Here is a 25,963-nt window from a genome sequence, read left to right as displayed (position 1 = left end):
TCTCCCTGTCAATATGACTAATTTATAAAACTAATTTTAATATTTGCTAAAATGCAATTTTAACCGCGGTCTTGTTTTAATAAGCAATTTTTTGGCCTTTTTTATTGCAAGTGCATTCCAGAACCCATACAAAGCAGATAAATGCATAAAATATAATGACCGATAAACGAACTGGGCCATTTTGCCACCTATATAATGCTGCATCTTATAAAAACTTTTCAGATTACCGAAGGTATCATAGCAGCTCAAGGTAATTAATGAGCCTTTATCACGATATTTAAAGTCAACAAGCGGTTTATGATTTAGCTTATTTTTCAGTGACTTGGCTAAGGTAGTGGCCTGTTGATGAGCGGATTGGGCTCTTGGAGGGACGGTGGTACCAAAATCAGGGTCAATAAAGTTTGCGCAATCACCGAGTGCAAAAATATTTTCGTCCAGTGTCGTTTGTAGCTTGGAGTTAACAACAAGTCGATTGATGGAATCGGTTTCCAGGCCATCCAGGTTTGCTAAAAAATCGGGAGCTTTCACACCAGCAGCCCAAACACAGAGATCAGCAGGAAAAAATTTACCGCTTTGGGTATAGATTCCCTCTTTGTCAGCCTTTAAGACCTGTTCTTGGGTGAAAACTGCAATATCCAGCGATTTTAAACGTTCTGTAACGGCTTTTGTGACTGTCTCTGGTAGATGGGTTAAAATTTGTGGTGCTGCTTCTACCAAAGTAATTTGAGCCCGCGCAATCGTTGTATGATTTAACCCGTAATATTCTGCTTGACGCAAACTAAAATGCAGTTCCGCAGCCAACTCCACTCCCGTAGCCCCCCCACCTACAATGACGATATTAAATGTGGGACTTGAAGAACCATACTGAGTAGCGAGTAATTTGTTAAGATATTTTCTTTGAAAAAAATTGGCTTGTTCAAGATTATCAAGAGACAAGCAATATTCCTTTGCACCTGGTGTATTGAAATCATTACTTAAGCTGCCAACACAAATAACCAGCGTGTCATAAGCTAAAGTTCGTCGAGGTATAAGTTCATTACCCTGCTCATCTAATAAGGGCGCAAGTATTATTCTTTTTTGATTTCTATCAAGGCCTTCCATTTTGCCAGGCTGATAATAATAGTCATTGTCAGCGGCATGTGCGTAATAATTGATTTGATCAATATTTGAATCCATAGAGCCGGCTGCAACCTCATGTAATAAAGGCTTCCATAAATGAACGGCTTGTTCGTCAATCAAGGTAATGATGGCTTTGTTCTGTTTACCCAGACTTTTTCCTAATCTGGTTACTAGTTCAAGGCCACCTGCACCTCCGCCAACCACAAGAATATTATGCGCTTGAGCCCGGTTTGTCATTTTTTGTCCGAAGATAAATTTCTTTATGACTTAGGGTAAACCCTATAAAGGTCAAAAAACTTTTTATAAAGCATGCATCCTTCGTGGATTAATGTAAAGTCTGATTTAATGAACTCTCCATAGTTAACGCCAAATCTTCCAGATTTATATGAATAGACGTCACTTTATTTTGGGAGGCCTTTAAATATTTATAATGCAGGTAACAACAAAGACTCAACAATAAAATTTTTGTTTTCATTAACAACCTCATTAAATGATTGATGATGGAAACCGGATTTTTTATTGTTGTTTTTCGAGATATTTCTCGTCGGTTTAGCTAAATGGCTTTGATTAGGTGAAGATCCTACAGAAGAGAGGCCTGGAAATCAAATAAATATAACCGGCTTCACCCTGAGCAAAGAGAATTGTTTTTGTTCAAATGATGGGATTTTATTGATTGGAGATCAGCTATGTCTAAAAATATTTTTTAACAAAGCTAATCCCCTGAACGTGACACTAACAGGTTGCCTACAAAGTATAACATAGAGGGACCATGATCTTTGTGTAGAAGGCATCGCAAGCTAATCGTTGATGCGAACTGGCCGTGGAGGTTTTTTTAGAACATCATTATTAGTTAACCACGCAGCTATTTTTTCATGCTCAGAGGGTTCAAATAAAATAGGGGCATGTCCTGCGTTTTCTATTTCGATGACAGTAACGTTAGGGTGGCCTCTTTGCATCCGTTTAATATGTTCTGGTAGTAACATATCGGAATTTTCGCCTCGAATAACTAACACAGGGCAGGTAACTTTTTGCCATAAATACCATAAATCAACATCAAAAACTATTCCTTCTAAAGCCCTGTGGGGATTAACAAAAAACTCTTTCACTAATTGACCACTTGATTTTGACTCTTTGATATGGGGATCTAATTTGACGACAAAAATACCAGGAGAACGTTCTTTAATGCTGTGGGTGGTCAAGTAGTCCCATTGCTCTTCGTTTAAATTGCCGAAACTTTCATAGATGGTTTTAAAATAACGCTTTGCATCTTCTTTGTTAACAAATTCGGGATCTTTCCCAACATACTGGCCTAAACGCCAAAGTGCATGGACGGGAATTTGCGGCCCAATATCATTGAGTACTAAAGAGCGGATAGGGGAGTTTGACAAAGCGGCAAGTGCCATTCCTATCAACCCTCCCATGGAGGTACCTATCCAGTCGATTGTATGAGCTCCTGTTCTCGCGATAAGTGTGGTCATATCCGCAATATATTGTTGATAGTTATAATATTTCGAATTTTTAAACCAACTACTGTCGCCGCGTCCAACAATATCAGGACAAAATACATGGCGCCCTTGGCTGCTTAAAAAATGGGCTAGCGGGTCGAAATCACAGCGATTACGTGTTAAACCATGAACACACATCACCGCAGAGTCTCCTAATTCGGATGAGCCCCATTCTGCGTAGGCAATTTTGTGAAATCCTTCCTGGGAAGCACACATGACATGATTCAGTTTCATTGCAGTCTCTTACTGTGAGATTTATTTCAGCATAGTATATAAATTAAAAAAATTAATAGACATTCCATGTAGCATCTTTATCGAGAGGAACAATGGCGGTGGTTTTATCAAAGTGAATAATAGCATCGAATTGATAGGTTAAATGAGTAAAAAAGTAATGACTCAAGCGTTCTGTTTCTGGTCGATAGATAACGCCTATAGCACGCTGTAAACGAGGAATTTTTAAAAAATGTTCAAGATCTTCAACGGTTAAATCCAACAAAAAATTAGTATGTTTTAACTGATGGAATAACTCTTCATAACTGCTTTCAAATCCAGGCACGATTTTTTTACGTTCCGGAGGTTCACCCCATTCATTAGCGGCTGTGACCAACCCTTCATAAGTAGAAAATCCCAACGTATAGCTGTCTCTATCATGCTGCTCCCTTACTAACTGGCCAATATTTATTTCACCATGTTCACTCATTTCGGTAGCGCGAGCATCACCTAAGTGGGAATTATGAGCCCAGATTACTATTTTTGCAGGTTTATTAAAGCGATTTTCTAGATGATCGACAAGGATGGCTAATGTCTCAGCCATGTGTCTATCTCGAATATTCCAGGAAGAAGCCCGTCCTTCAAACATGGCGCGATAATAAGTTTCCGCATCTTTAATCACACGCGCATTTTGAGTGGCAAAAAAATATTCATCTTCGGCTCTCAGTCCATCTTCCCGGATATATTTGAAAGCATGGTGTTGAAGTTCAATCAACACAGCAATGGCTTCGTTGATACAAGATTTTTTTAAACCAATGTTGGTTAAATAACCATAGGTTTGCGGATCAATGTTGGTATGATCAAAACATGCATAACGTTTTCTTGCGCGCTGTGCCGCTTCGGGGTCAACTTGCATCAAATAGCTAATTACCGCCTGCATGGAAGTATTAAGGCTATATAAGTCAAGACCATAAAAGCCAACCCTTTTCCCAGGAGGTAAATCGCTGTTATAGCTTCTTAGCCACTCAATGAAGGGAGGAATGGTGGTATTTCGCCACATCCATGTTGGAAAGCGTTTGAAGTCTTTTAGTGCTTCTTCCGCCTCATTTAATTCATCATTTTGATTATTTTGGATATAACGATGCACTTGATAAGCATCTGGCCAATCCCCTTCAACTGCAACAGCCATGAACTCATTTTCCTCAATTAACCGCCGGGTAATATCTATTCTGCTTTGATAAAACTCCTCGGTTCCATGAGTGGCTTCACCAAGCATGACAAAACGTGCATTACCCATTTTATTTAAGAGGGAAGTATAATCAGCCTCTGGTATATCCAGTGGTTCTATCTTGTCGTTTAAAATAGCAATTAAATTTTTTTGATTCTGATTATTCATGTCTTTTCCTTATAAAGCGTTTGCGAAGACTCAGACGTTAAATGCCGCACAAACCAGTTTTTTGCGAACAGGGCTGCTTGATTGAGAGTGTCTGCTTCTTCGAACAAATGGGTTGCTTCAGGAACAATCTCTAACTGCTTAATACATTTCATTTTTGAAAGTGCCTCTTCATTCAACGAGATGACAAGGGTGTCATTACCGCCTACAATCAATAAAGTTGGGGCTTTAACCCGTGGTAAAAATTCATTGGCTAAATCAGGTCTACCCCCTCGTGAAACGACTGCTTTAATTTGTTCTGATTGTGTTGAGGCTATTAAAGCGGCTGCAGCACCAGTACTGGCTCCAAAATAGCCCATAGGTAAATTGAAATTATTCAAGCACCAATTGGTTGCAATTATCAATCTTTGAGCCAAAAGTTGAATGTTAAAACGAAATTCACGAGTATGAAGATCAATGGCTTCTTCTTGTGGCATTAGCAGATCGAATAAGAGGGTGGCAAGTCGCGATTTATTTAAACCTTGGGCAACAAAGTGATTGCGGCTACTGAAACGGCTGCTTCCACTACCATGAACAAATAAAATTAAACCTAATGGGTCATGTGGTAGATATAAAAACCCGCTCAGGGAAACAGCGTTATCTGTTATAAGAATGTCATGTTCTGTATCCAGGGAATAATCCATAAAACCTCCCTTGCACAGTGGTTTATAAGACAGTCGAGATGTCTTTTAGATGATCATTAGGTATACTGGCTAATAGCTCTGACACTTCCGCGTCTGTGGTTTGTGCAAAATCCTCATACCATAATCCTACCGCATAAAAATGCAGGGGCTGCAAAGGGCACACAATCTCGTCAACCAGATTAGCCATCTCGCTATAAGTGGAATAGGCTGCAACTGGAATCGCCATAATAAGGCGAGCAGGGTTATGTTTCCTTAGTGCTTTAATGGCAGCACGCATCGTTGCACCAGTAGCGATGCCATCATCGACCAGGATGACAATTTTATCTTCAAGTTCAGGGAACGGACGATCACCACGGTAGAGCCGCTCACGTCTTTCTAATTCTTTATTTTCTGCGTGGATAACCTCATCAATTGCTTCCTTGGAGATATGCAACGCTTCAACTATTTCCTCATTAAAAATTGTTGTAGCCCCTGAAGCAATTGCGCCCATAGCTAGCTCTTCGTGACCAGGTACACCTAATTTTCTGACAATAAAGACATCAAGGGGTAGGGACAGCGTTTTTGCAACTTCATAGCCTACAGGCACCCCGCCTCGAGGTAAAGCTAGAACAAGGGCATCTGGATTGTGGGCGTAGTAGCGCAACTGGTCTGCCAAAATTCTTCCTGCCTCATGCCGATTAATAAATTTTTCCATACATACTCTTCTCCTTTAGCTAAATTGAATCGAGCGGACTGTATTGAAAATTTTTAATGATTCGATGCAATTTATTATCAATAATCTCACCATTAATGGTACAAAAATTTTTTTTTGATTCAGTTTTCATCCACTCTAACAATTTTGAAATTTTATCCCCATGTTTTTTTGCAGTTTTTCCATCCTCAAAATGGATTTATGCAGTGTATTTAGGTTTCATTTAGTAATGGAAAATTTATTTACTTCTATGTCTTTAATTTTAGCATACTGAGCATTTACGGCTCTAGTTAGAGGGCAAAATTTTTATTGCCCTCCTTCTCGTTTAATAGCTTTTATACAAAGGAAAATAAAATGAAAGTAGGGGGTTTAACTACGACAGATTCTGCCGCAGTTAAACAAATTATGATTTGAAAAAACCGTAAAGTATGGCAGATATTGCTATTACTCCAATGGTAGTAATAAAACTATTTACCACTGGATTTCTAAATTTTTTCATTGCAGGTATTTTAGCAATCGCATACATGGGCATAAGGAATAAAATTATAGCGATAATAGGGCCGCCGAGCGTTTCGATCATACCGAGAATGCTGGGGTTTAGTGTTGCTACAATCCAGCAAGTGATGATCATAAATCCTTCAATAAAGTACTGGATTTTTCTAGGGTGTAGATCGTTACTTCGGTGAGCAAATCCTTTGATAATTAATCCTTGTAACCCTTCGCTGGCTCCTAAATAGTGTCCAAGGAATGATTTTGAAATGGCGATAAATGCGATGAAGGGGGCAATATAAGCCATCATGGGTGTGTGAAAGTGGTTCGCAAGGTACGATAAAATAGAAATATTTTGCTGTTTTGCCAAGGCAAGATCTTGCGGAGAAAGGCTAAGAACACAACTGAATACAAAAAGCATGACGGTCGATACCATAAGAACATGGCTGTATCTTAGAATCCATGAACTTTTTTCATCAGCGTCTTTCCCATATTGCTTTTTTTGTGCCACAGCAAAGGAAGAAATGATAGGTGAGTGATTAAAGGAAAATACCATCACCGGTATAATAAGCCAGAGCGTCATTAATAATCCATGGGCCCCTTCACCATTAATCGCACTACCTTGCTGAAAAATAGCATTATTCCAATGAGGAACTAGATAAAGAGAAAGCATAATCAAAATACTAACGAAAGGGTAGACGAGAAAGCTCATGGATTTCACAATAATCTGCTGACCAAACCGAACGATAGCCATTAAAGCCAAAATAAGCACAATCGCTAATAAGGCGCGGGGAGGGGCTTGCATACCCAGTTGATTGACAATAAAACTTTCAGTGGTATTGGTAATTGCCACACTATACATCAATAAAATGGGATAAATAGCGAAAAAGTACAGGAAGGTTAATACCTTACCGGCCACGCGGCCAAAATGCTCATCAACGACTGTAGTGATGTCATCTTTTAAAGAAGAACCAGAAAGGACAAATCGGCACAAAGCTTGATGGGAGAAGTAAGTCATGGGGAACGCAAGTAGCGTCATGATAATTAAAGGCCAAATTCCGTTTAACCCCGCATTAATCGGTAAAAAAAGTGTTCCTGCTCCAATTGCAGTACCATAAAGACTGAGCATCCAAACGGTATCTTGCTTGTGCCATTTTGAAACCTGGTTTTCTGTTTCAGGCATATTCACTGTAATCTCACTTAGAGACATATATAACGTCCTCGTTTCTTGCGATGAATTGAACTAACTCATGCCTTAGGTGTGCTTCCATAATGTTCTTTTTTTAAGCAACATCCCGCATATTAACGAAACAGAAAATACAAATCAAGTGGGGGATCAAGGACTTCACATGAAAAAGTTTATAATTCAACGTACCATGGTTTATCCGAGGTTATATTTAGATCGCGAATAATCCCTTGATCACATCTCTGTCTACGCCTCGCGGGCTTCTTGGAAAGCAAGACTGGACGGCATTTTCAGAGATGTGTAGAAGATTGAGCGAGTAAAGCGGCGTGAATTTTCTGTGCAGCAAAAATTTGCTTTGCTATTATTAGCAAAAGTATCTTTCTTCTAATTCAGGTTTCTCATGTTCTCTTCCATGTCGATTTTTGAAAATTTGCAGAAATCTTATTATGTGCAAGTCCCATTCCCAATGGACAGTGTCGTTTTTGAAAGTGCGATAAATGCCTTTTTTAGATTTTTGGATGAACCCGAAGCTACCAAAAATCATATTGATTTCACGATAGCTCCTCTTCACCGGAGAGGGGATGTCGGTTATAAACATCGAAATGCCGGTGATCATGTGTATGATGACTCAAAGGATTTTTTTCATTTCCACCCAGCCTTATTTGGAAAGTATGAAGAATTTTTAAATGCAAATCCAGTTGTGCTGGATTTTGTTCTAAAAGCGAAGCCCATATGGGATTTGGCTTACCAAACAGTCTATGAAATTTTGCAATCTTTGGATAAAAAATTTCCTGGACTCGTAAAAAAAGTCTTTGATACTGAGCATGCCCATGTGTTGTTACGATTCTTAAAATATGACTGGCGGGAATCAGGAAAGTATTTGGCAAAACCTCATTTTGATGCCGGCTCTTTTACTTTGGCAATTGCAGAAAGCTCTCCTGGATTACGTGTTGGTAGCTGTCCTGAAGACTTAACGCTAGTAGAACACAAAAAAGGCCATGCAATTTTTATGCTTTCAAGTAATTTCAAACAAATTATGCCTACTGATAAGTTATCAGCAGGTTGGCATGATGTAATCCAATTGAATGAAACGCTTGTTGGTAAACCTTTTGCCAGATGGGCTATTGTTGCATTTATCGAAGCACATGGCGTAGTAGCTTTGTCCAGAACGGAAACTCATAAGTGGTTCAGTGGAGAGTCCGCCTAGAATATTTTGAAAAGGATAGAGCTCTCTTTGAGCCTGAGGTAATATGTAATTTTTCAAGAGTAACTAGGCTATTATGAGGGCAATAAAAAAAGCTCTTCTTTATATTTATCTGTACTTAAGTAAACAGACTGAAGAGGCAAGTCATCAAATTACATTGTTTGCCATTGTTATGATGATTAATTTCCCCCTTTTTGGAGTTTTATGGAAATTTGAAATTTTTCAGTTGACGGAAGAGTTTATATTGCGAATGATCGCTACAGCATTGTGTGCTATGCTAGCTACTCATCAATTCTGGCCTTCATCCTGGCTAAGAGCATTACCAGTGCTATGGTATGTCGCATTACTATTCTGTCTACCTTTCTTTTTTTCCTACCTGACTTTGCTTAATCACGGTTCTACTTTGTGGCTTATGAATTGTGTCTCTGCAATTTTCTTTTTATTCCTGGTAACCAGTGTTGTCGGGGCGCTTGCCCTGTTAGTGTTAGGAGTGAGTATCGCTTTTATTGGCTTTTTTGGTATAGCTGGTCATATAGCCGAGTATAATCCTGGAAATGTTTCTTTATTTAGCTTGATTATTACTTTTACTGCGGCAATTATTATTGGGGCGCTATTTGCTCGTGATAGAGAGCTCCTTTATGAAGGAAAAATTTCGGGAATGCGTTTACTTGCCGGCAGTATAGCCCATGATTTGCGTACCCCATTAGCCAGTATTCATCTGCAAGCTGAATTGCAGGAAATGTTGGTTGAAAAACTGAAGAATCCTGAAGTAAGAAAACATTTAAAAGAAAGTCTCCATAAAATAACGCGCGGTATTGAGATGAGTAATCAGTTAATTAGCATGCAGTTGAGCAACATACAGCGCGATAAACTCGATACTCAAAATTTTAAAATTATGCAAATAAAATCACTATTGGAGCGCTCTGTTGAAGAATATCCCTTTAGAAAGGAACAAAGAAAATTAATTCACATGAATTTGGAGACTGATTTTTCAATATGGATAGGGGAAGTGGCCTTTAAAAATTTGATATGGAATTTACTAAAAAATAGCTTGGATTTTATTGAAGAGACTGGAAAAGGTGAGATTACTATATGGCTGGTAACCGGAGAAGAGGGAGAGGATTTTAATTATTTACATTTTAAAGATACAGCTAAAGGAATTCATCACCCAGAAAAAATTTTTGATACATTTTATTCAACGCGAAAAGGGGGTACCGGGGTAGGACTTGCTTATTGTAAATTGCTTATGTCCGCTGCAGGAGGTGATATCTTGTGTGATGGAAGCTTGCCTGGGCAAGCCCATTTTATTTTAAAATTCCCTAAAGTAGATTAAGCCTGTAAATCCAGCATGGCTGTCGATAATTGCTCCCACATTTGACGTTGGTGTGAATAAATAAAATAAAAAGCATCCTTCACTTTTTCTTCAGAGGCCAACCAAATAGGAATTAATTTTTCTACTACAGGTTCAAAGTGCTCAACATGCATATGGACGTTAAAGAAGGTTGTAGCAATTTTTGATAAATTTAGTGACTTTGCAAACTCTGTAAGATAGAAATAATCAATATTATCGAGTCTTTCGTAGGCTGCAAAAGCAGCAAGACGTTCATCCGCGTCGTGGGTAGAGAGCCAACGTAAATGGCCATTGTTAAATTCTCTGGCAAAAGGTAAGTAATGTGTCTCATTAACAAGCTCATCATGAATGTCGAGGTGGCATTCTTTAGCAAAAATCTCATACATTTTTTCATGTGAAATACGGTTTTTAAATCCTAACTCTTCCTGAATATTTTCAAGAATGATTGTTTTGGTGTAATCATCGCTAGCAAAATTGGCCACATACCACATGAAATTAATAAAATGCCCTCGTAGATGATAGAAAAGACCAGCAAAAAAATGTTTTTGCTTACTAGTCCAATGAGAGGTTTTCGTTATATCAAAAAGAGGGATTTGTTGAATCTGTTGACGATAATCCTTATCAATATCAGAAAGAAATTGTGTAAAAGTTGCTGGAATTACCATAACGTAAGTTTAACCTTTTATTGTGTTTAAATTAGAACGCTACTTCTCTATAGAGAGTATAAAGCATCTAAATGCTCTCTTGTTAATGATATAGGGTAAAAATTATTATTTCCTAATTGCTCTAGACAAAGCTATTACCAAAGTCCTGACGAATTTGATAGATGACTTGGGAACAAATATCTATCCAAGGAATTTTTAATATATGTACAAGCCTCACGATTCATTATCAATGTACTATACTTTTACAAGCATAATCATAACCTTGGGGAGAATGGTTGCCATGTCTCATATCAAACGCACGGACGAGTCTGGAATTACCCATCAATACAGTCAAGCTATTCTATCAGCAATGCCCAATCTTGTTTATATTTTGGATAAAAATTGTTCATTCATTGGGGCGAATAAAAATTTTTTGAATCTTGTCGGCTTTGAAAATAATGATCAGTTAGTCGGTAAGACATATAAAGAAATGACTGAATTTTTACCTTGGTCTGAAGAACGTATTCAGATGTTTAAACGAGACGATATTAATGCATTATTGTCAGGGGAAGCCGTCTACAACATTGGTGAAGCACCCATTATTCGCTCTAAAGAGGATGTTATATATTATGAATCCTCAAGAGTACCTCTATTGGATGAAGATAAAAATGTCATAGGGTTGGTTGTTATTTTAACGGATGTAACTGCTTATAAAAGGATGGAAGAACAATTAGCCAAAATAAAAGAACAATTGCAACAAAACAATGTTAAATCACTCGCTGTTCCAGTGATGCGACACTCCAAGGCTGTTAATTCAAAAAAGATACCTAAAATTTTAATGGTAGAAGATAATTCGATTGCACAAAAAGCAACACAAGCATTATTGATGCAATTGGATTGTTACGTCGATGTGGCCGATTCGGGTGATAAAGCAATTAGCTTGTTTAAGCCCGGTAAATACGATCTTGTCTTTATGGATATTGGTCTTGAAGGTACCTCAGGTTATGTGGTTTCCAAAGAAATCCGGAAAATGGAAGATAAATCGGGATACCGTGTCCCCATTATTGCTTTGACTGGTTTTGAAGCGGATGTGGTTAAATATGACTGCGTTGACTATTTTATGGAAGGGGCGCTGACAAAGCCACTGACTTCTGAGCAAGCAAAACAAATTATTCAGCACTATGTCTATGATATTGATATTCCAGTCAGAGGATTAAGAAGCACCAAAGGGATGGAAAATAACTCACAGCCTTAGATGTCTAGGGCTGTGAGATAACATAATTACTTTATAGACTGTTTACTACGGTAGCAAATTCATCCAGTTTTTGCTCAGAATCCGTTTTAACCGTAGGGATAAAGCGATAGCGGCCAGTAGCGAGCACACTGGCAACATTAACCAGACCAAATGTGGCGATTGACAGTACCACATGCGTTAAATTAAGTAAAAATTCACTCCATCCACGATGGTTAGCTAACTCTTCTCGAGCTGGTTTAATTGCATCCATGCAGTCTTTCTTAAAAGTTGCTAAATCTGAGTTTTTATCGATAAAGTAATTTTTATGAGCCTGGGTCAGAGCTACCAGCAAATTCATAGCTGCAGCTTTTGCTTTTTTGTAATCCTTATCTGTTTCTCCCTTTTTTGATAACTTATCTAATTTATCTTTCAGAATACCTAAGGCTAATTCGAACTCAGTGCGCTTAAGATTACGATTTTCTGATGTAGTATCAGTTTGATGTGGTTCAGGCAAATTACTCTCAGGATTAGTTGCTGGAGTTTCTTTGTTCGCTTCTTCATCACTAAGGCTATCTGAACTAGTTTCTTCCCTTGGGTCGTCATAGCGAACACCATAAGTCAGACTGCGTGTTGACGCTCTTTTGATTGAGTTTCTGAGTTTTTTCTTTCCCTCGTTAACTGGTTTTCTACTTTCATTCAATGTGCCACTTTTCTGCGGTGGCAGGTCCTTTTTCACATCATCAAGGTGACCTCTAACGATTATTTTAACTTCTTCATACTCAGCTAAGACTTCCTTTAACGTTTCGAATTTATTTGAAACGTCCGCATAAAGAGAATCAAGATCGACATGTTGGATTTTCTCTTCTGAAGTAAGAAATTCTTTTGCAGTACTCAATATTGTAGTTAGTAAATAATGATAGGCGCTAATATTGAATCGAAAGGCTAATTCTGCACAACAAAGATCATGAACTACGTTGCCAAATTCTTGGAGATCGGATGAGGTAACGGTTGGTTTTTTAGTTAATTGAGTTGAATTAAAGGTATCCAATAAAAAGCTATGCTCGACAGTTAGCTCTTGCATCAATTCCTGTAATTTGGAAGCGGCTGCAGAGTATTTCTTTTTCTGTAAAAAATCTAAAGCCATGGACTTTGATGTTTCAAAACTCTTAAGCGTCTGTCTATCTGTTTGTATAGCTTGAGAAAGATAGTCATTTAAAGAATCTTTTTTAATAGAAACTTCGGGAAAGTAGATAAATTTAGCAGTACTCCATTTCCCAGATGCTTTAAGAATATCTGTTTTATTTTTTAGTTCATCACAAGATTGAAGCAATTGGTTTATTTGAGCCAGGGTTACCATAGAATTATCACCGTACAACAATAAGATCAAAATAAGCTCAATATGATCGCACGATAAACAAGTATAGTCAAGCAGTTCCATAATAGTTGCTAATTCAATAAATTTTTAACAGTAGTGGCCGGAGGTTTGAACATTGTGTTTTTTTAATGCATGGAATAAATTTAAAAGAGAGACATGAACAAGGAGAGAGTTATGTTGAATGTAAACTCAGGCATTATTTGCGATATCCTTCTTAAAGCACGTGAGTTTCAGGCCAAGGAAGATGTTAGTTTTCCGCAAGTTACAGATGATATGGATGCCTCCTATGTATTGGCTGATTACGCAGATGATCTTACTTATCAAGAAGTTACACAAGCAATCAATAACCTACGTCCTGATCAACAAGCCACACTGGTAGCTTTGATGTATATAGGGCGGGGCGATTATACCCAAGCTGAATGGGAAGATGCCTACCGTGTTGCTAGAGAACAATGGACAAATCGGACAGGTGAATATCTTTTGGCAAGGCCGACAATGCCCGATGATATTGAAAGGGGGTTAAATTCGTTAGGAATATCCTGTAACGAATAAGATTTAATTTCTAAACTGGCCATAATTGGTTATGCTTGCCAGATTGAAGGCAGTGATGTTTTTTATCAACTATGACGAATTCAGAAAAAAAATCCCCTCGCTTGCTATCATTGGATGTATTCCGTGGATTAACGATTGCCTTAATGATTTTGGTGAATAGTCCCGGTAATAATACTGCTTACTCCTGGTTAGAACACTCTCGCTGGAACGGTTGTACCCTGGCGGATGTTGTCTTTCCTTTTTTTATCTTTATTGTTGGCGTCTCTGTGGTTTTTTCATTAACAAAAGCCAAAACCCAGGACATAACAACTACGCAACTGCTTCCTAAAATTCTACGACGCAGCGTCATTATTTTTTTAATTGGTCTGTTTTTAAATGCTTTTCCTCACCATTTCGATTTAGCCACTTTGCGTGTCTTTGGCGTGTTACAACGAATAGCAATCTGTTATTTATTCTGTGCTGTATTATTTCTGACAACCCGTATTACCACGCAATTTATTCTTTTAGTCTTAATCTTGATTGGTTATTGGCTGCTAATGTCTCTTGTTCCTGTGCAGGGCTATGGTGCGGGTAATTTAACACCCCAGGGTAATGTGGCTGCTGCTGTTGATCGTATGCTTTTTTCTGCATCTCATTTATACGGTAAATCTTACGACCCGGAAGGATTGCTTAGCACGCTTCCGGCTATTGCAACCGGTTTATTGGGAAATTTGACGGGTTACTGGTTAATTTCTTCACGCAAAGCGTCAGTTAAATGTATGGGGTTAATAAGCGTTGGCTTGTTAAGTATGATAATTGGTTGGGTTTGGGGATTACAGTTCCCTGTTAATAAAGCGCTTTGGACAAGCCCCTATGTCTTAGTGACTGGAGGACTAGCGTTGTTGGTGCTCGCCCTGTGTTATTGGCTGGTTGATATTAGAGGGTGGAAAAAATGGTCAAAACCGTTTGAAATTTTTGGTCTTAATGCGCTTGCAGTTTATTTTTTACATGTCTTTTTCCTAAAGGTTCAGATTATGGTACCTGCCCCTTCCGGTAATTTACGCTCTTTTATTACCGAACAACTCTTTGGTTGGGCTTCTCCTGAGAACGCCTCTTTATTTTATGCATTAACCTATACGTTAGTTTGGTTGATGCTATTAACACTTCTTTATCGAAAGAAAATTTTTATTAAGATTTAAAGACCTCTTTTTCAATTATGTTATCTTAGCGGCATTATGGTTAAATAGTTCTCCTTATGAAAAAAAACATTCCAACAAAAAATCGTGGTTCCCTTAGCAACCCTGAGGGGCGTTTTGAAAGCAAAGTGTATGAACCCTTTGAAGATGGATGGGCGCTTGAAGAAGAGGAGCTGCCTCCTTTAGAAACTTTTTTATTTCCAGAGGCTTCCAAATCGGTTATCACCCGCAACGATTCTCCTGATCTTGGTTTTGAACAGTCCATCAATCCTTACCGAGGTTGTGAACACGGTTGTATCTATTGTTATGCCAGACCCAGTCATGCTTATATGAACTTATCACCCGGCCTTGATTTCGAAACAAAGATTTTTTATAAAGTGGATGCGGAAAAATTATTAAGAGAAGAACTGAATAAACCGAAATATAGGTGCAAACCTATCGTTCTTGGCGCAAATACCGATCCTTATCAACCAGCAGAATCTAAGTTAAAAATTACAAGAAGTATTCTTGAAGTTCTAAGGGAGCATAGACATCCAGTCATTATCATAACTAAAAATTCCTTAATTGAACGTGACAGCGATATTCTTCAAGAGATGGCCAAAGATAATTTGGTTCGAGTTGCTGTTAGTATTACTACGCTTTCGACACAATTGAAACATATTATGGAACCAAGAACCTCTGCACCCTCAGCCAGGGTTAAAGTGGTTAAACATTTAAGCGAGCATCATATTCCAGTTCGTGTCATGCTGGCTCCCATTATTCCTATGGTTAACGATGTGGAAATAGAAAAAATTCTACAAACTACTAGCGAAGCAGGGGCGGAATATGCAAGCTATGTCTTAATCCGATTACCTTATGAAGTGAAAGATTTATTTAAAGAGTGGCTTGCTCAACACTTTCCTCAACGCGCAGAGCATATCATGAGTCTTATACGACAAATGCGAGGAGGTAAAGAATATGATGCTACCTTTGGCAAAAGAATGCGAGGTGAGGGAGAGTTCGCCAATTTAATAGAAACTCGATTTCGCCTGGCGTGTAAACGCTTTAATTTAAATAAAAAACCATTGGTTGAACTCAGTGTGGACCAATTTAAAAAAACAAGAGAGGAACAACCGGTGACGAACCAGTTAAATTTATGGAATGAAGAGTTTTAACCTAACTGTCTTCTCAACGAGAATTAGGTTGACGCTACCCTTGAGTGCTGTAGAATTGAATTCCACTTTCGCGAGTGGAATCGGCTCAGGTTAACAAACTCTTGGGTTACTTATGAAGTCATTGAGTCAAGGATTAAACATGACAAGAATGTTAGGTAGCAAACAAGCTTGTGATTTAATTTTATTCGGCACTTTAGGCGATTTAGCATCCCGCAAACTATTACCTGCACTTTACCAACTCGAAAAGGCAGGTTTACTTCATGCTGATATGCAAGTTACGGGTGTGGCACGTGAAGAACTGGACCATCAAAGTTACCTAAATATTGTAGAAGACAAGTTGCAACAATTTATAGGCGCTTCGCTAGAAACTGACGTATGGCAGCGTCTGCAGCAAAGGTTAAATTACGTAAAAATTGATTTAAGGCAAACGACTGACTATGAGAAATTGCTTACTGTCACCCAATCTACTTCCCGTGTTCCAGTAAGCTATTTTGCTACACCACCTTCATTATTTGGCCAGATTAGCCAAGGGCTATCCTTAGTAGGATTGGCTCAAGACAATGCGCGAGTGGTCTTAGAAAAACCGATTGGTCATAATTTATCGTCATCGATTGTTATTAATGATGAAGTCTCAAACTATTTCAACGAAAATCAAATTTATCGTATTGATCATTATCTAGGTAAAGAAACGGTATTAAATTTACTGGTGTTACGTTTTGCAAACCCTATTTTTTCTTCACACTGGGACAATACAGCAATTGATCATGTGCAAATTACCGTCGCTGAAGAGGTGGGGGTAGAAGGGCGTTGGGGGGTACTATGATGATGCTGGACAAACAAGGGATATGGTACAAAATCATCTGTTGCAAATTTTGTCACTCATTGCGATGGAGCCGCCACAAAATCTTGATGCAGACAGTATTCGAGATGAAAAGCTTAAAGTATTAAAAGCATTACGGCCTATTAACCTTACTAACGTACAGGAAAATACAGTAAGAGGGCAGTACGTGCATGGATTTGTGAATGGCAAGGCCGTGCCTGGCTATTTGGAGGAAGCTGATGCCAGGCAACAGAGTAAAACAGAAACGTTTGTAGCCCTTAAAGTTAACATTGATAACTGGCGTTGGGCTGGCGTGCCTTTTTATTTACGAACTGGCAAAAGGATGCCTAAAAAACATAGCGAAGTAGTCATAAGTTTTAAACCCCAGCCCCACAATATTTTTCAGCAGATTTATAAACATCTGTCACCTAATAAACTCATTATTCGCTTACAACCTGATGAAGGCGTGGAAATTCAAATGATGAATAAAATTCCAGGCCTGGGTGAAACAATGCAGTTACAACAATCGAAGCTGGATTTAAGTTTTGATGAAACGTTTAAATCCCAGCGCATTGCTGATGCTTATGAACGGTTGTTGCTTGAAGTCATGCTGGGAAATCAATATCTGTTCGTACGGCGTGATGAAGTGGAACAGGCTTGGAAATGGGTTGATGGTATTTTAGATGCCTGGCGTAGCTTTAATGAAGGCCCGGCTCCTTATCAGGCGGGTACCTGGGGGCCTGTTGCAGCAACGTCGTTGTTAGCACGGGGTGGTCGTAACTGGGATGAATAAGATGCATTTATATCAATTTGATAATGCTGAGCAACTTGATAAGCAGCTTGTCGAAAAAATTAAAACTATTCTCACGCAAGCAATTACTGAGCGTGGTCGAGCCTACTTCGCGGTTTCAGGTGGGAAAACGCCAGTCAATCTATTTCAGAAACTTGCCGCAACCACGTTAGATTGGGAGAAAGTGACTATTATTCTGACGGATGAGCGTTGGATAAGTCCAAGTGAGAGCGATAGTAACGAGCATTTAGTGAAAACTTATTTGCTTAAAGAAAAGGCTGAAAGAGCAACCTTTATAAGTTTATACAGTGCAATGAATGAGGATTCAGATGAAACTAAAACTCGTATTGCAACGTTACCTGCCTTTGATGTAGTAATACTTGGTATGGGGGAAGATGGACATACCGCCTCACTGTTCCCATGTAGCGCTGAAATTCCAGCATGTCTTGCTGATGATTCTTTCTCTGTAGTAACAGTTCATCCCACGAAAGCGCCTTATCGGCGAATTTCGTTAAGCAAAGCCCGCTTATTAAATAGCCGAACCATTTTCTTACATTTAGTCGGTAAGAAAAAAATGGAAGTTCTCAATAAAGCAATTGCCGGAACAAATCCACTAGAGATGCCTGTCAGGGCTTTTTTACATCACCCCTCGGCAAATGTTCAAATTATGTATTCACCCTAGGGACGAAATAGCATGCATCCTGAGATAAAAAAAATAACTGAACGAATTGTTGCGCGTAGTAAAAAGCATCGGGCGAATTACTTAATGCACGTTGAAAAAGCTCTGCAAAAAGGCCCTCATCGTTCCTCTTTACAGTGTGGGAATTTAGCGCACGGTTTTGCTGCCTGCCAAGCCCATGAAAAAGCATTGCTTCGTGCTTCAACAGCACCAAACATTGCAATTGTTTCTGCCTACAATGACATGTTGTCCGCACATCAACCCTATGAGAATTATCCAGCCATATTAAAAAAAGCGATTAGGGAGAGTGGTGGGACAGCTCAATTTGCTGGAGGGGTACCGGCAATGTGTGACGGGGTCACTCAGGGGCAGCCAGGAATGGAACTTAGTCTTATGAGCCGAGACATTATTGCGATGTCGGCGGCTATTGCGTTATCCCATAATATGTTTGATGGGGCTTTAATGCTTGGGATTTGCGATAAAATCGTTCCGGGGCTGTTAATAGCCGCTTTAAGCTTTGGCCATATGCCTTTTGTATTTGTTCCTGCAGGTCCTATGCCTTCTGGCGTTGCCAATAAGGAAAAAGCACGTATTCGTCAGCTCTATGCGGAAGGAAAAATGGATAAAGAAGCATTATTGGATATTGAAGCTGCTTCTTATCACTCACCGGGTACCTGCACATTTTATGGAACAGCCAATTCCAATCAGTTAGTCATAGAAACCATGGGCTTGCACTTGCCTGGTGCTTCTTTTGTTAACCCAGGAACCGCTTTGCGTGAGATGTTAACTCAAGAAGCTGGGCAGCAAATTGTTAAGCTAACCCATCTTGGTGATAATTATTTGCCCATTGCCAAAATCATTGATGAAAAAGCGGTTGTAAATGGCATGGTGGCTTTGCTGGCAACGGGAGGGTCGACCAATCATACCATGCATCTGGTCGCTATTGCTCGCGCCGCAGGTATTTTTATTAATTGGGACGATTTTGCGGACTTGTCAGCTGTTACACCGCTTATTGCTCGCATTTACCCAAACGGCAATGCTGATATTAACCAATTCCAGCAGGCCGGCGGTATGGCTTATTTAATTCGTGGCTTGCTCGATGCAGGATTACTTCATGAGGATGTCCATACAATAATGGGTTTTGGCTTACGCCATTATACCAAACAGCCTGTAACGGATAATAAGCAACTGTGCTGGACAGATGGTCCTCAAGAATCGCTTGATTTAAGTGTATTAAGATCACCTGTTAGCCCCTTTAAAGAAGAGGGTGGCGTACAAGTACTGTCTGGGAATATAGGTCGTGGTGTTATTAAAACGTCAGCTTTGCAACCTGAGGCCGAAGTCATTGAAGCTCCCGCAGTGGTGTTTTCCAGCCAGCATGAGCTTGAGGCTGCATTTAAGGCCGGTGAATTGAATAAAAATTGTGTGGTTGTTGTTCGTTTCCAAGGACCAAAAGCATGCGGAATGCCGGAGCTTCACAAACTGACGCCCCCGCTGGGTGTATTACAGGATAAAGGATTTCAAGTTGCCTTAGTTACCGATGGACGTATGTCGGGTGCTTCTGGAAAAGTTCCTGCAGCGATTCATGTTACTCCGGAAGCTGCGGAAGGAGGCGTAATTGCTAAAATTAAAACGGGTGACATGATATTAATTGATAGCAAAAAGGGCATTTTACAGTTGCTAATCTCAGAAGATGAATTAGCGAAACGTTACATTGACAAGAATGATTGCACAGAAATCGGGTACAGCATGGGTAGAGAACTTTTTGCTAACATGCGTCTGCAATTAACGGGAGCAGAACAAGGTGCTTCCTGTTTATTCCCAGTTGAGGTTAGCGTTGATGATTAACTTACAGCATGTTTTCCATACTGACGAACAATTCGCAATTGTAGCTGATATTGGCGGTACTAATGCACGGTTTAGCCGGGTCGATTTTAGTAATTGGCACGTTGACAAAGTAGCCGTTTATCCTTGTGCTAATTTTCCAAACTTAATAGCGGCATTAACCTATTATCAAGAAAGCCAAAAACTTGCTGCGATAAGACATATTGCTATCGCTATAGCCTGCCCGGTTATCGATGACCTGGTGAGCATGACTAATTTTCATTGGCAATTCTCAATTCGCGAAATAAAAGAGCAACTAAATATTGCAGAGTTACAAGTCATGAATGATTTTACTGCAGCCGCGATGAGCTTGCCCTTGTTGACGAATGAAGAAAAAATTCAAATTGGCCAAGGAACTACTGATTTAAGCAAACCAATGGTGGTATTAGGCGCTGGCACTGGTTTAGGGGTCGCTCATTTAATCCCAACTGCCAATGGATTTATTCCTGTTGCAGGAGAGGGGGGACACGCAACCTGGGCTGCTCAAACAGAGCAGGAGTGGTTTATTCAACGCCATTTAGCAGTTAAATATGGCCATGTGTCTTGTGAACGCTTACTGTCTGGGTCAGGGCTTGAAGCGATTTATTTAGCCTTGGCCTCTTACCAGGGAAAAAAAGCAGAGCTTTTATCTGCCGCACAAATTTCAACATTAGCCTTGACAAGGCAGTGCGAGCTGGCATTTGCGGCAGTCAATCAATTTTTTGCAAGTCTTGGATGTTATGCGGGTGATTTAGCACTGACGTTGGGTGCATTAGGTGGTGTTTACATTGCCGGGGGTATTGTGCCGAAATTACTGCCATTAATAGAATCCAGTAGTTTTAGGGCTCGTTTCGAGAACAAAGGGCGCTCAAGTACGTTTAACCGCCAAATTCCAACTTATGTGATTACTGCAGAGCAACCTGGCTTAATAGGTGCCGCAGCATATTTAAAACAAATAATGAAAAGGGGTGCTTATGCCGTTTGCCAATGAAAAATCTGGGGCTGAAGAGTTGTTTGCTTTAAGCCCAGTAATACCTGTCATTGTGCTTAATCAACTTGATGAGGCACTCCCCTTGGCAAAGGCTCTCATTGCAGGTGGTATTAATATACTGGAGGTCACATTAAGAACCCCCGTCGCACTTGAAGCAATTCGTTTGCTAAGAAAAGAAATCCCTGAAGCAATAATTGGTGCAGGCACTGTGACGACGATACAGCAATTAGAAGCATGTATGGAGGCGGACGCACAGTTCTTGATTAGTCCCGGACTTACTTTGGAATTGCTGCAAGCTGGCTGTAAAATTAACATTCCTTATATACCAGGCGCTTCAAGTATTTCAGAGTTAATGGAAGGGATTCAGTCTGGCTACACTTGTTTTAAATTTTTTCCTGCTGAGATGGTAGGAGGGATGGGCATGCTCAAGGCTATTTATGGGCCTTTCCCAGGCCTTAAATTTTGTGCTACAGGAGGAGTTAATGAGAAAAACTTTCTAGACTATTTAAGTTTACCTAATGTAGAGTGTGTGGGCGGAAGTTGGATTGTACCAGCTGAGGCAATTAAAGAAAAAAAATGGCATCGTATTACCGAGTTGGCTGCAACTGCGAAAGCACAAGCAAACCGTATACTTTGATTGATAGGATTTAGAGGGTTAAGGATATAAATATGGCCTGGTTGGTAGCAATTATTGGATCCGTAACGGGTTTTTTATTTGGCTATGATGAGGGTATCATCGCTGGTTCTTTGGATTTGGTCCGAAATTACTTTGGTCTGACACATACCGATGTAGGTGTCATGACTTCCGCGTTGCCTTTTGGAGCATTAATAGGCTCGATGCTCATCGGGGCAGTTTTAGCTTCTCGTTTTGCCAAACGCTTTGGTAGGCGCGCTACCCTTTTTACTGCAGGTGTCCTTTTTCTTATCGGTGCATTAGGGACAGCTATAGCTGCTGAAGAGTGGATGTTAATTGTTGCCCGTTTTGTCCTTGGCATTGCTATTGGCACTGCTGCAGTAACAACACCTCTCTATCTTGCAGAAACCGCCCCCATGCAATTAAGAGGCGCAATAGTTGCTGTTTATCAATTGGCAATTACGATAGGAATTGTTTGTGCTTATTCAGTCAATTATTTATTAATTGAACATCAAGCTTGGAGGGCAATGTTTGCCTCCAGTGCAGCCCCAGCATTAATTTTAGTGTTTGGGGTTTTCTTTTTACCAGAGTCACCACGTTGGTTAGTTAGTGCTGGCAGGGATGATGAAGCTGCTAAAGCATTGAAACGTTTGCGCAACAACCAGCCTATTAATGATGAGTTAGCCGAAATACAGACAACACTTGCTAATGAGCCTAAAGGAAATAATTGGCGCTTAATTTTTAAAAAACCATTATTACCGGTGTTAATGTTAGGTATGATATTGTTTTGCTTGCAACAATTGAGCGGAATCAACGTAATTATTTATTTTGCGCCAGAAATTTTCAAAAATCTCGGGTTCACAAATACTGTAGGGCAGATTTTAGCAACAATGGGTATTGGGTTGGTGAATTTATTAGTCACTATTATTGCTATGATGTATGTCGATAGAACAGGAAGGCGCAAGTTATTATTAATCGGTTTTACTGGTGCTTGCATTAGCTTGGCTTCACTTAGTCTTTTTTCCTTTTATCATGCTTCTTTATTAGCTTATCTTTCGGTATTGTGTTTAACAGTTTATATTTTTTCCTTTGCAATCAGTATAGGACCTGTACCGCATATAGCAATGTCAGAAATATTTCCCTTGCATGTCCGGGGGATAGGAATGGGACTTTCCTCTATTAGTAACTGGGGATTTAATACGTTAACCGTATTTAGTTTCCCCATTTTACATCATCAATTTGGCATTGAGTTTACGTTTGCCCTTTATGCTTTAATCTGTCTATTGGGCCTTTTTTATACTTATTATTACATGCCAGAAACTAAAAACCTTAGCCTGGAGGCCATTGAGGCTCATTTAATGCGAGGCTATCCGTTGCGAGATCTGGGACGAAGTGAAGAAGCTATCTCAATCGATGAGGGAGGCCTGGCTTATGAGTAAATTTCAATACATATACGAAATGTACACTAAGGGTGAGCTTCCTAAAAAAGACTCGGTCAGAACATCAGGAAGATAAAAATATTTATGGAGGGACGCGCACCGAGGTGCGCAAAATTAAAAATTAAGATAAAGCATTAATTGCCATTGTTATGCATAGACTCCGTACTGTAAACAACCAATTATTGTTTTATTACGGCATGCTCTTAAGTGACCGTACATAAAGAAATTAGAGGATGTTTATCAAGTGAATTGATGGTTAATTGATAAATCAAACCGCACATTAGGCAGTTGATAAAAATCAAAAAGACCTTGCATCAATGTACATATCTTCTCAGTGAATTCATTGCTTGTTTGTTGTAGCTCTTTTAATTTTTGAAGTTCGCTACTGCTAAATTGCTCTTTTGAAACAGGATTGATTTGATTTTGGACGAGATGATCCACCCATTTATTGATGACAAAAATACTCTCTGCTCCTTTAAATAAATAAGGCCATGAATTTAAATAGTCTTCAGGAGACGCAATTATTTTTGATCTAGATGACTTGGGGAAGCGATCTAACTCAATATAAGCGTTTTCAAATTGTCGCAAGGTTATATAGGATATTCCTATATATTGCTCAATTTCTGGATATTTGATTTTGTAAGTATTATATTCGACAATTGGTTGAACCATAACAGGCTTAAAATGCATGTCGGTCTTGACTTCACTTTTCCGCTTTTCCGCAGGAATAATAACTTCAAAAATGTCATAAAAGAGATTACTGATGTTTAGTTTAGGTAATGCTGAAGAACCTATAGTTTTATGAACTGTATTAAACCATTCTGTAAGGCCATTAACAAAATCACTTGTAAAATGTGATTTAGAAAACCCTTGAAAATTATTTTCATTACTATCCGATGTTTCGGATAGTAATGAAATGGCCTGTCTTAATTCCTTTTTAAGCTCTTCAGGTAACGACCTATGACAATCAATGTAAATTTTCATGGTGTCTTCATCAAAGATTTCAAGCAGATTTTCTATTTCATATCTATCCTCTTTATAGTGCCCCTCAATTCCATCTTGAAAGAAAAAACTAGATAATGCCATGCGTTTTTGTGGATGAATAAAAATTAAATAATGACCATTCGCTTCTCGTTTTATTTCTCTAATAAAGGGATTGTTTGATAATTTCATCTTAGTGTCCAAATTTGAAAAGTGATAAATTATCACATAGTGTGTATCATATAAACCCATGCCTAACTTGTTGGGTCAAAATGACCCCCCTTACTCTTTTCTTCTATTTACAATGTGTATGTTCAACTAACAGTAAAAAAATTCATACCTGGCGGCTACAGGTCGTTTCCGACCTCAGCGCAAACCAAGTATGGTTTTTTCAATATGAATAAAACGATCGAATTTTTACCAAATACCACAGAAGTAGCATTAATGTAATTTTAATGATTCCCTTAAATTTATTGCTCGAAGAACGGCAACATAACTCCAGGTTAAGGAGGTAGCACCTTGTTGAATACCAGTATTGAGATTAATCTGTTCGTTCATGATTAGATTAGGAGCATAAGATTTAATAAGTTTTAAATAGTTGTCGCCTTGTTTTATATAAGAATGAGTTAAAGCATGATGTTTATTGTCAGCAGGAAGCATTGCAGCCAGTTTGTAATAATATTCAGCCATTGTTGCTGTGAGGATAAACCAGGGATTACCTAAGCCATCATTACGGTAACCATCGTAAGTATCGCCTGGGTAGCGCCCAAAAAGCAAAGCTTCAGAGTGGTTATCATTAATAGGATAGAGCATTTTAAATTGCTCCTTCAGTGCAGTCGCAGTATTTTTGACGTAAGGATTACTAGGAAGAAATGGGTTATCGTCGGTATATCCAAGTAATACGCCCAGCATCACTGCTGAATCTAACTCATTTGTTTTTTGAGGACCGGGATGTGGGGCTAAGGTCGCTTGAATAATGGCCTTGTCTTTATCAATATGTTGATTTAAGCGCTCTTCCATTAGACGGGCTTGCTCTGTGTAAAAGGCAGCTGCTGAAGCCTCATTAAGTTCGCTTGCTAATTTGGCACCTTCGATTAATGCTTTTCTCTGAACCATGACGGTAAAGAAGTGATCGCCATACACCTCTTCCCATAAATCATAGTTTTTATCTTGCCAGTGGTGAGCAATATATTCCAAATCCATTTTAATGGCACCCATGGATTTGGGTTCCAAGCCGCCACCATAAAGGTGGGTACGGACATAGTTCGTTTCATTATTGGCTATTAGAGTATGCGCAAAACGTATTAACGTGAGTGCTCTAAGCGCAGGACCATCATTTTGTGGCCGTCCCCAAGGTCCATCATAAGCGTGTCCATCTAAATAAAATTTCGGCTCACCCAAAATGTCTTGTCCGGGAAGTGTATCTGTTTGCTGCTGTGCTTTTTCTACCCAATGGACGTAGTTATAAAGTCGTGCTTTATCTTCAGGCTTTTTATCTTTTTCATACCATGTTTCAATCAAATCCATGGTAATTGCGGCATCACGTACCCAATCGTAATAATAGTCAGGGTAATATCTGGAGGGTGAGGCAATGACTGCACCAGTATCAGTAATATTTGCAATAAAATTTTGTTTTAGTGTTGTAATTTCTGCAGGTGAGAAAACAGCGGCATAGGTTGCTGCAATAAAAAAATAACTTAACACAACTAAAATCCGTTTCATTTAAACCCCTTAAATAGTACTAAAAACGCAAGAGCCCACATCTTACCGGAAAGAAGTAGTTCAATCTATAACACTTTGA

Annotated in this window: 23 protein-coding genes; 13 read left to right on the top strand and 10 right to left on the bottom strand. The window is 39.2% G+C overall.

Annotated elements, in window-relative coordinates; all coding sequences use genetic code 11:
- Positions 1-36: 36 nt before the first annotated feature.
- The 6 genes from Ljam_RS03755 to Ljam_RS03730 all read right to left on the bottom strand — a co-directional run bounded on the left by Ljam_RS03755 (position 37) and on the right by Ljam_RS03730 (position 7,300).
- Positions 37-1,356: an NAD(P)/FAD-dependent oxidoreductase gene (locus Ljam_RS03755; protein WP_058448790.1), complete on the bottom strand. Its 1,320-nt coding sequence runs from the start codon at positions 1,354-1,356 to the stop codon at positions 37-39.
- A gap of 560 nt (positions 1,357-1,916) precedes the next feature.
- Entirely contained in the window at positions 1,917-2,858 is a 942-nt protein-coding gene (locus tag Ljam_RS03750) for an alpha/beta fold hydrolase (RefSeq protein WP_058448789.1), read from the bottom strand.
- A gap of 52 nt (positions 2,859-2,910) precedes the next feature.
- The gene (locus Ljam_RS03745; protein ID WP_058448788.1) at positions 2,911-4,230 is read right to left on the bottom strand and encodes an erythromycin esterase family protein; all 1,320 of its coding nucleotides are present in this window, start codon (positions 4,228-4,230) and stop codon (positions 2,911-2,913) included.
- Positions 4,227-4,910: a dienelactone hydrolase family protein gene (locus tag Ljam_RS03740; protein WP_058448787.1), complete on the bottom strand. Its 684-nt coding sequence runs from the start codon at positions 4,908-4,910 to the stop codon at positions 4,227-4,229. Before Ljam_RS03740 ends, Ljam_RS03745 begins: the two co-directional genes overlap by 4 nt.
- Before the next feature lie 22 nt (positions 4,911-4,932).
- Positions 4,933-5,604 (bottom strand): phosphoribosyltransferase, encoded by a 672-nt coding sequence (locus Ljam_RS03735; RefSeq protein WP_058448786.1) that lies wholly within the window; start codon positions 5,602-5,604, stop codon positions 4,933-4,935.
- Between the two features lie 400 nt (positions 5,605-6,004).
- The gene (locus tag Ljam_RS03730) at positions 6,005-7,300 is read right to left on the bottom strand and encodes an aromatic amino acid transport family protein (protein ID WP_058448785.1); all 1,296 of its coding nucleotides are present in this window, start codon (positions 7,298-7,300) and stop codon (positions 6,005-6,007) included.
- Positions 7,301-7,688: 388 nt separating this feature from the next.
- Between Ljam_RS03730 and Ljam_RS03725 the strand changes: the two genes are divergently transcribed.
- Both Ljam_RS03725 and Ljam_RS03720 read left to right on the top strand, forming a co-directional pair.
- Entirely contained in the window at positions 7,689-8,483 is a 795-nt protein-coding gene (locus Ljam_RS03725) for a hypothetical protein (RefSeq protein WP_131762358.1), read from the top strand.
- 73 nt (positions 8,484-8,556) lie between these two features.
- Positions 8,557-9,813, top strand: a complete 1,257-nt coding sequence (locus Ljam_RS03720) for a sensor histidine kinase (RefSeq protein ID WP_058448783.1) — start codon at positions 8,557-8,559, stop codon at positions 9,811-9,813.
- Here Ljam_RS03720 and Ljam_RS03715 read toward each other — a convergent pair.
- Complete coding sequence (locus Ljam_RS03715) at positions 9,810-10,496, bottom strand: iron-containing redox enzyme family protein (RefSeq protein WP_058448782.1); 687 nt, start codon at positions 10,494-10,496, stop codon at positions 9,810-9,812. The two genes, Ljam_RS03720 and Ljam_RS03715, sit on opposite strands and share 4 nt — an antisense overlap.
- Positions 10,497-10,776: 280 nt before the next feature.
- Here Ljam_RS03715 and Ljam_RS03710 point away from each other — a divergent pair, with 280 nt between their 5' ends.
- Entirely contained in the window at positions 10,777-11,730 is a 954-nt protein-coding gene (locus tag Ljam_RS03710; protein WP_238583689.1) for a response regulator, read from the top strand.
- 31 nt (positions 11,731-11,761) lie between these two features.
- Here Ljam_RS03710 and Ljam_RS03705 read toward each other — a convergent pair whose 3' ends face one another.
- Entirely contained in the window at positions 11,762-13,147 is a 1,386-nt protein-coding gene (locus tag Ljam_RS03705; RefSeq protein WP_058448780.1) for a hypothetical protein, read from the bottom strand.
- 111 nt (positions 13,148-13,258) lie between these two features.
- Between Ljam_RS03705 and Ljam_RS03700 the strand changes: the two genes are divergently transcribed.
- The 10 genes from Ljam_RS03700 (at position 13,259) to Ljam_RS03660 (ending at position 23,181) form a co-directional block, all read left to right on the top strand.
- Positions 13,259-13,636 carry a DUF3775 domain-containing protein gene (locus Ljam_RS03700; protein ID WP_058448779.1) on the top strand — a complete coding sequence of 126 codons (378 nt, stop codon included), beginning with the start codon at positions 13,259-13,261 and terminating at the stop codon, positions 13,634-13,636.
- A 71-nt stretch (positions 13,637-13,707) separates the two neighbouring features.
- A complete protein-coding gene (locus Ljam_RS03695) occupies positions 13,708-14,814 on the top strand; it encodes an acyltransferase family protein (RefSeq protein WP_058448778.1) in 1,107 nt (368 codons plus the stop codon).
- Positions 14,815-14,870: 56 nt separating this feature from the next.
- Positions 14,871-15,965, top strand: a complete 1,095-nt coding sequence (locus tag Ljam_RS03690; protein ID WP_058448777.1) for a PA0069 family radical SAM protein — start codon at positions 14,871-14,873, stop codon at positions 15,963-15,965.
- A gap of 139 nt (positions 15,966-16,104) precedes the next feature.
- Positions 16,105-16,788, top strand: a complete 684-nt coding sequence (locus Ljam_RS15690) for a glucose-6-phosphate dehydrogenase (NADP(+)) (protein ID WP_238583688.1) — start codon at positions 16,105-16,107, stop codon at positions 16,786-16,788.
- Between the two features lie 22 nt (positions 16,789-16,810).
- The gene (locus tag Ljam_RS15685) at positions 16,811-17,578 is read left to right on the top strand and encodes a glucose-6-phosphate dehydrogenase (NADP(+)) (protein ID WP_238583687.1); all 768 of its coding nucleotides are present in this window, start codon (positions 16,811-16,813) and stop codon (positions 17,576-17,578) included.
- 1 nt (position 17,579) lies between these two features.
- Entirely contained in the window at positions 17,580-18,257 is a 678-nt protein-coding gene (gene pgl, locus Ljam_RS03680; protein ID WP_058448776.1) for a 6-phosphogluconolactonase, read from the top strand.
- A gap of 12 nt (positions 18,258-18,269) precedes the next feature.
- Positions 18,270-20,102 (top strand): phosphogluconate dehydratase, encoded by a 1,833-nt coding sequence (edd, locus tag Ljam_RS03675; protein WP_058448775.1) that lies wholly within the window; start codon positions 18,270-18,272, stop codon positions 20,100-20,102.
- On the top strand, positions 20,095-21,108 hold the full coding sequence (gene glk, locus Ljam_RS03670) for a glucokinase (protein WP_058448774.1): 1,014 nt from the start codon (positions 20,095-20,097) through the stop codon (positions 21,106-21,108). The genes edd and glk overlap by 8 nt, the downstream gene beginning before the upstream one ends.
- Positions 21,092-21,745 (top strand): bifunctional 4-hydroxy-2-oxoglutarate aldolase/2-dehydro-3-deoxy-phosphogluconate aldolase, encoded by a 654-nt coding sequence (locus Ljam_RS03665; RefSeq protein ID WP_058448773.1) that lies wholly within the window; start codon positions 21,092-21,094, stop codon positions 21,743-21,745. Before glk ends, Ljam_RS03665 begins: the two co-directional genes overlap by 17 nt.
- Positions 21,746-21,777: 32 nt before the next feature.
- Positions 21,778-23,181, top strand: coding sequence for a sugar porter family MFS transporter (locus Ljam_RS03660; RefSeq protein ID WP_058448772.1), 1,404 nt, complete (start codon positions 21,778-21,780; stop codon positions 23,179-23,181).
- Between the two features lie 240 nt (positions 23,182-23,421).
- Here Ljam_RS03660 and Ljam_RS03655 read toward each other — a convergent pair whose 3' ends face one another.
- Positions 23,422-24,354 carry a hypothetical protein gene (locus Ljam_RS03655; RefSeq protein ID WP_058448771.1) on the bottom strand — a complete coding sequence of 311 codons (933 nt, stop codon included), beginning with the start codon at positions 24,352-24,354 and terminating at the stop codon, positions 23,422-23,424.
- A gap of 249 nt (positions 24,355-24,603) precedes the next feature.
- Complete coding sequence (locus tag Ljam_RS03650) at positions 24,604-25,884, bottom strand: glycoside hydrolase family 15 protein (RefSeq protein WP_058448770.1); 1,281 nt, start codon at positions 25,882-25,884, stop codon at positions 24,604-24,606.
- Positions 25,885-25,963 lie beyond the last annotated feature (79 nt).

It is taken from the genome of Legionella jamestowniensis (assembly GCF_001467745.1).
Lineage (GTDB): Bacteria > Pseudomonadota > Gammaproteobacteria > Legionellales > Legionellaceae > Tatlockia > Tatlockia jamestowniensis.
Note: the sequence above shows the minus strand (reverse complement) of the source record. Positions and strands in the feature narration are given on the sequence as shown.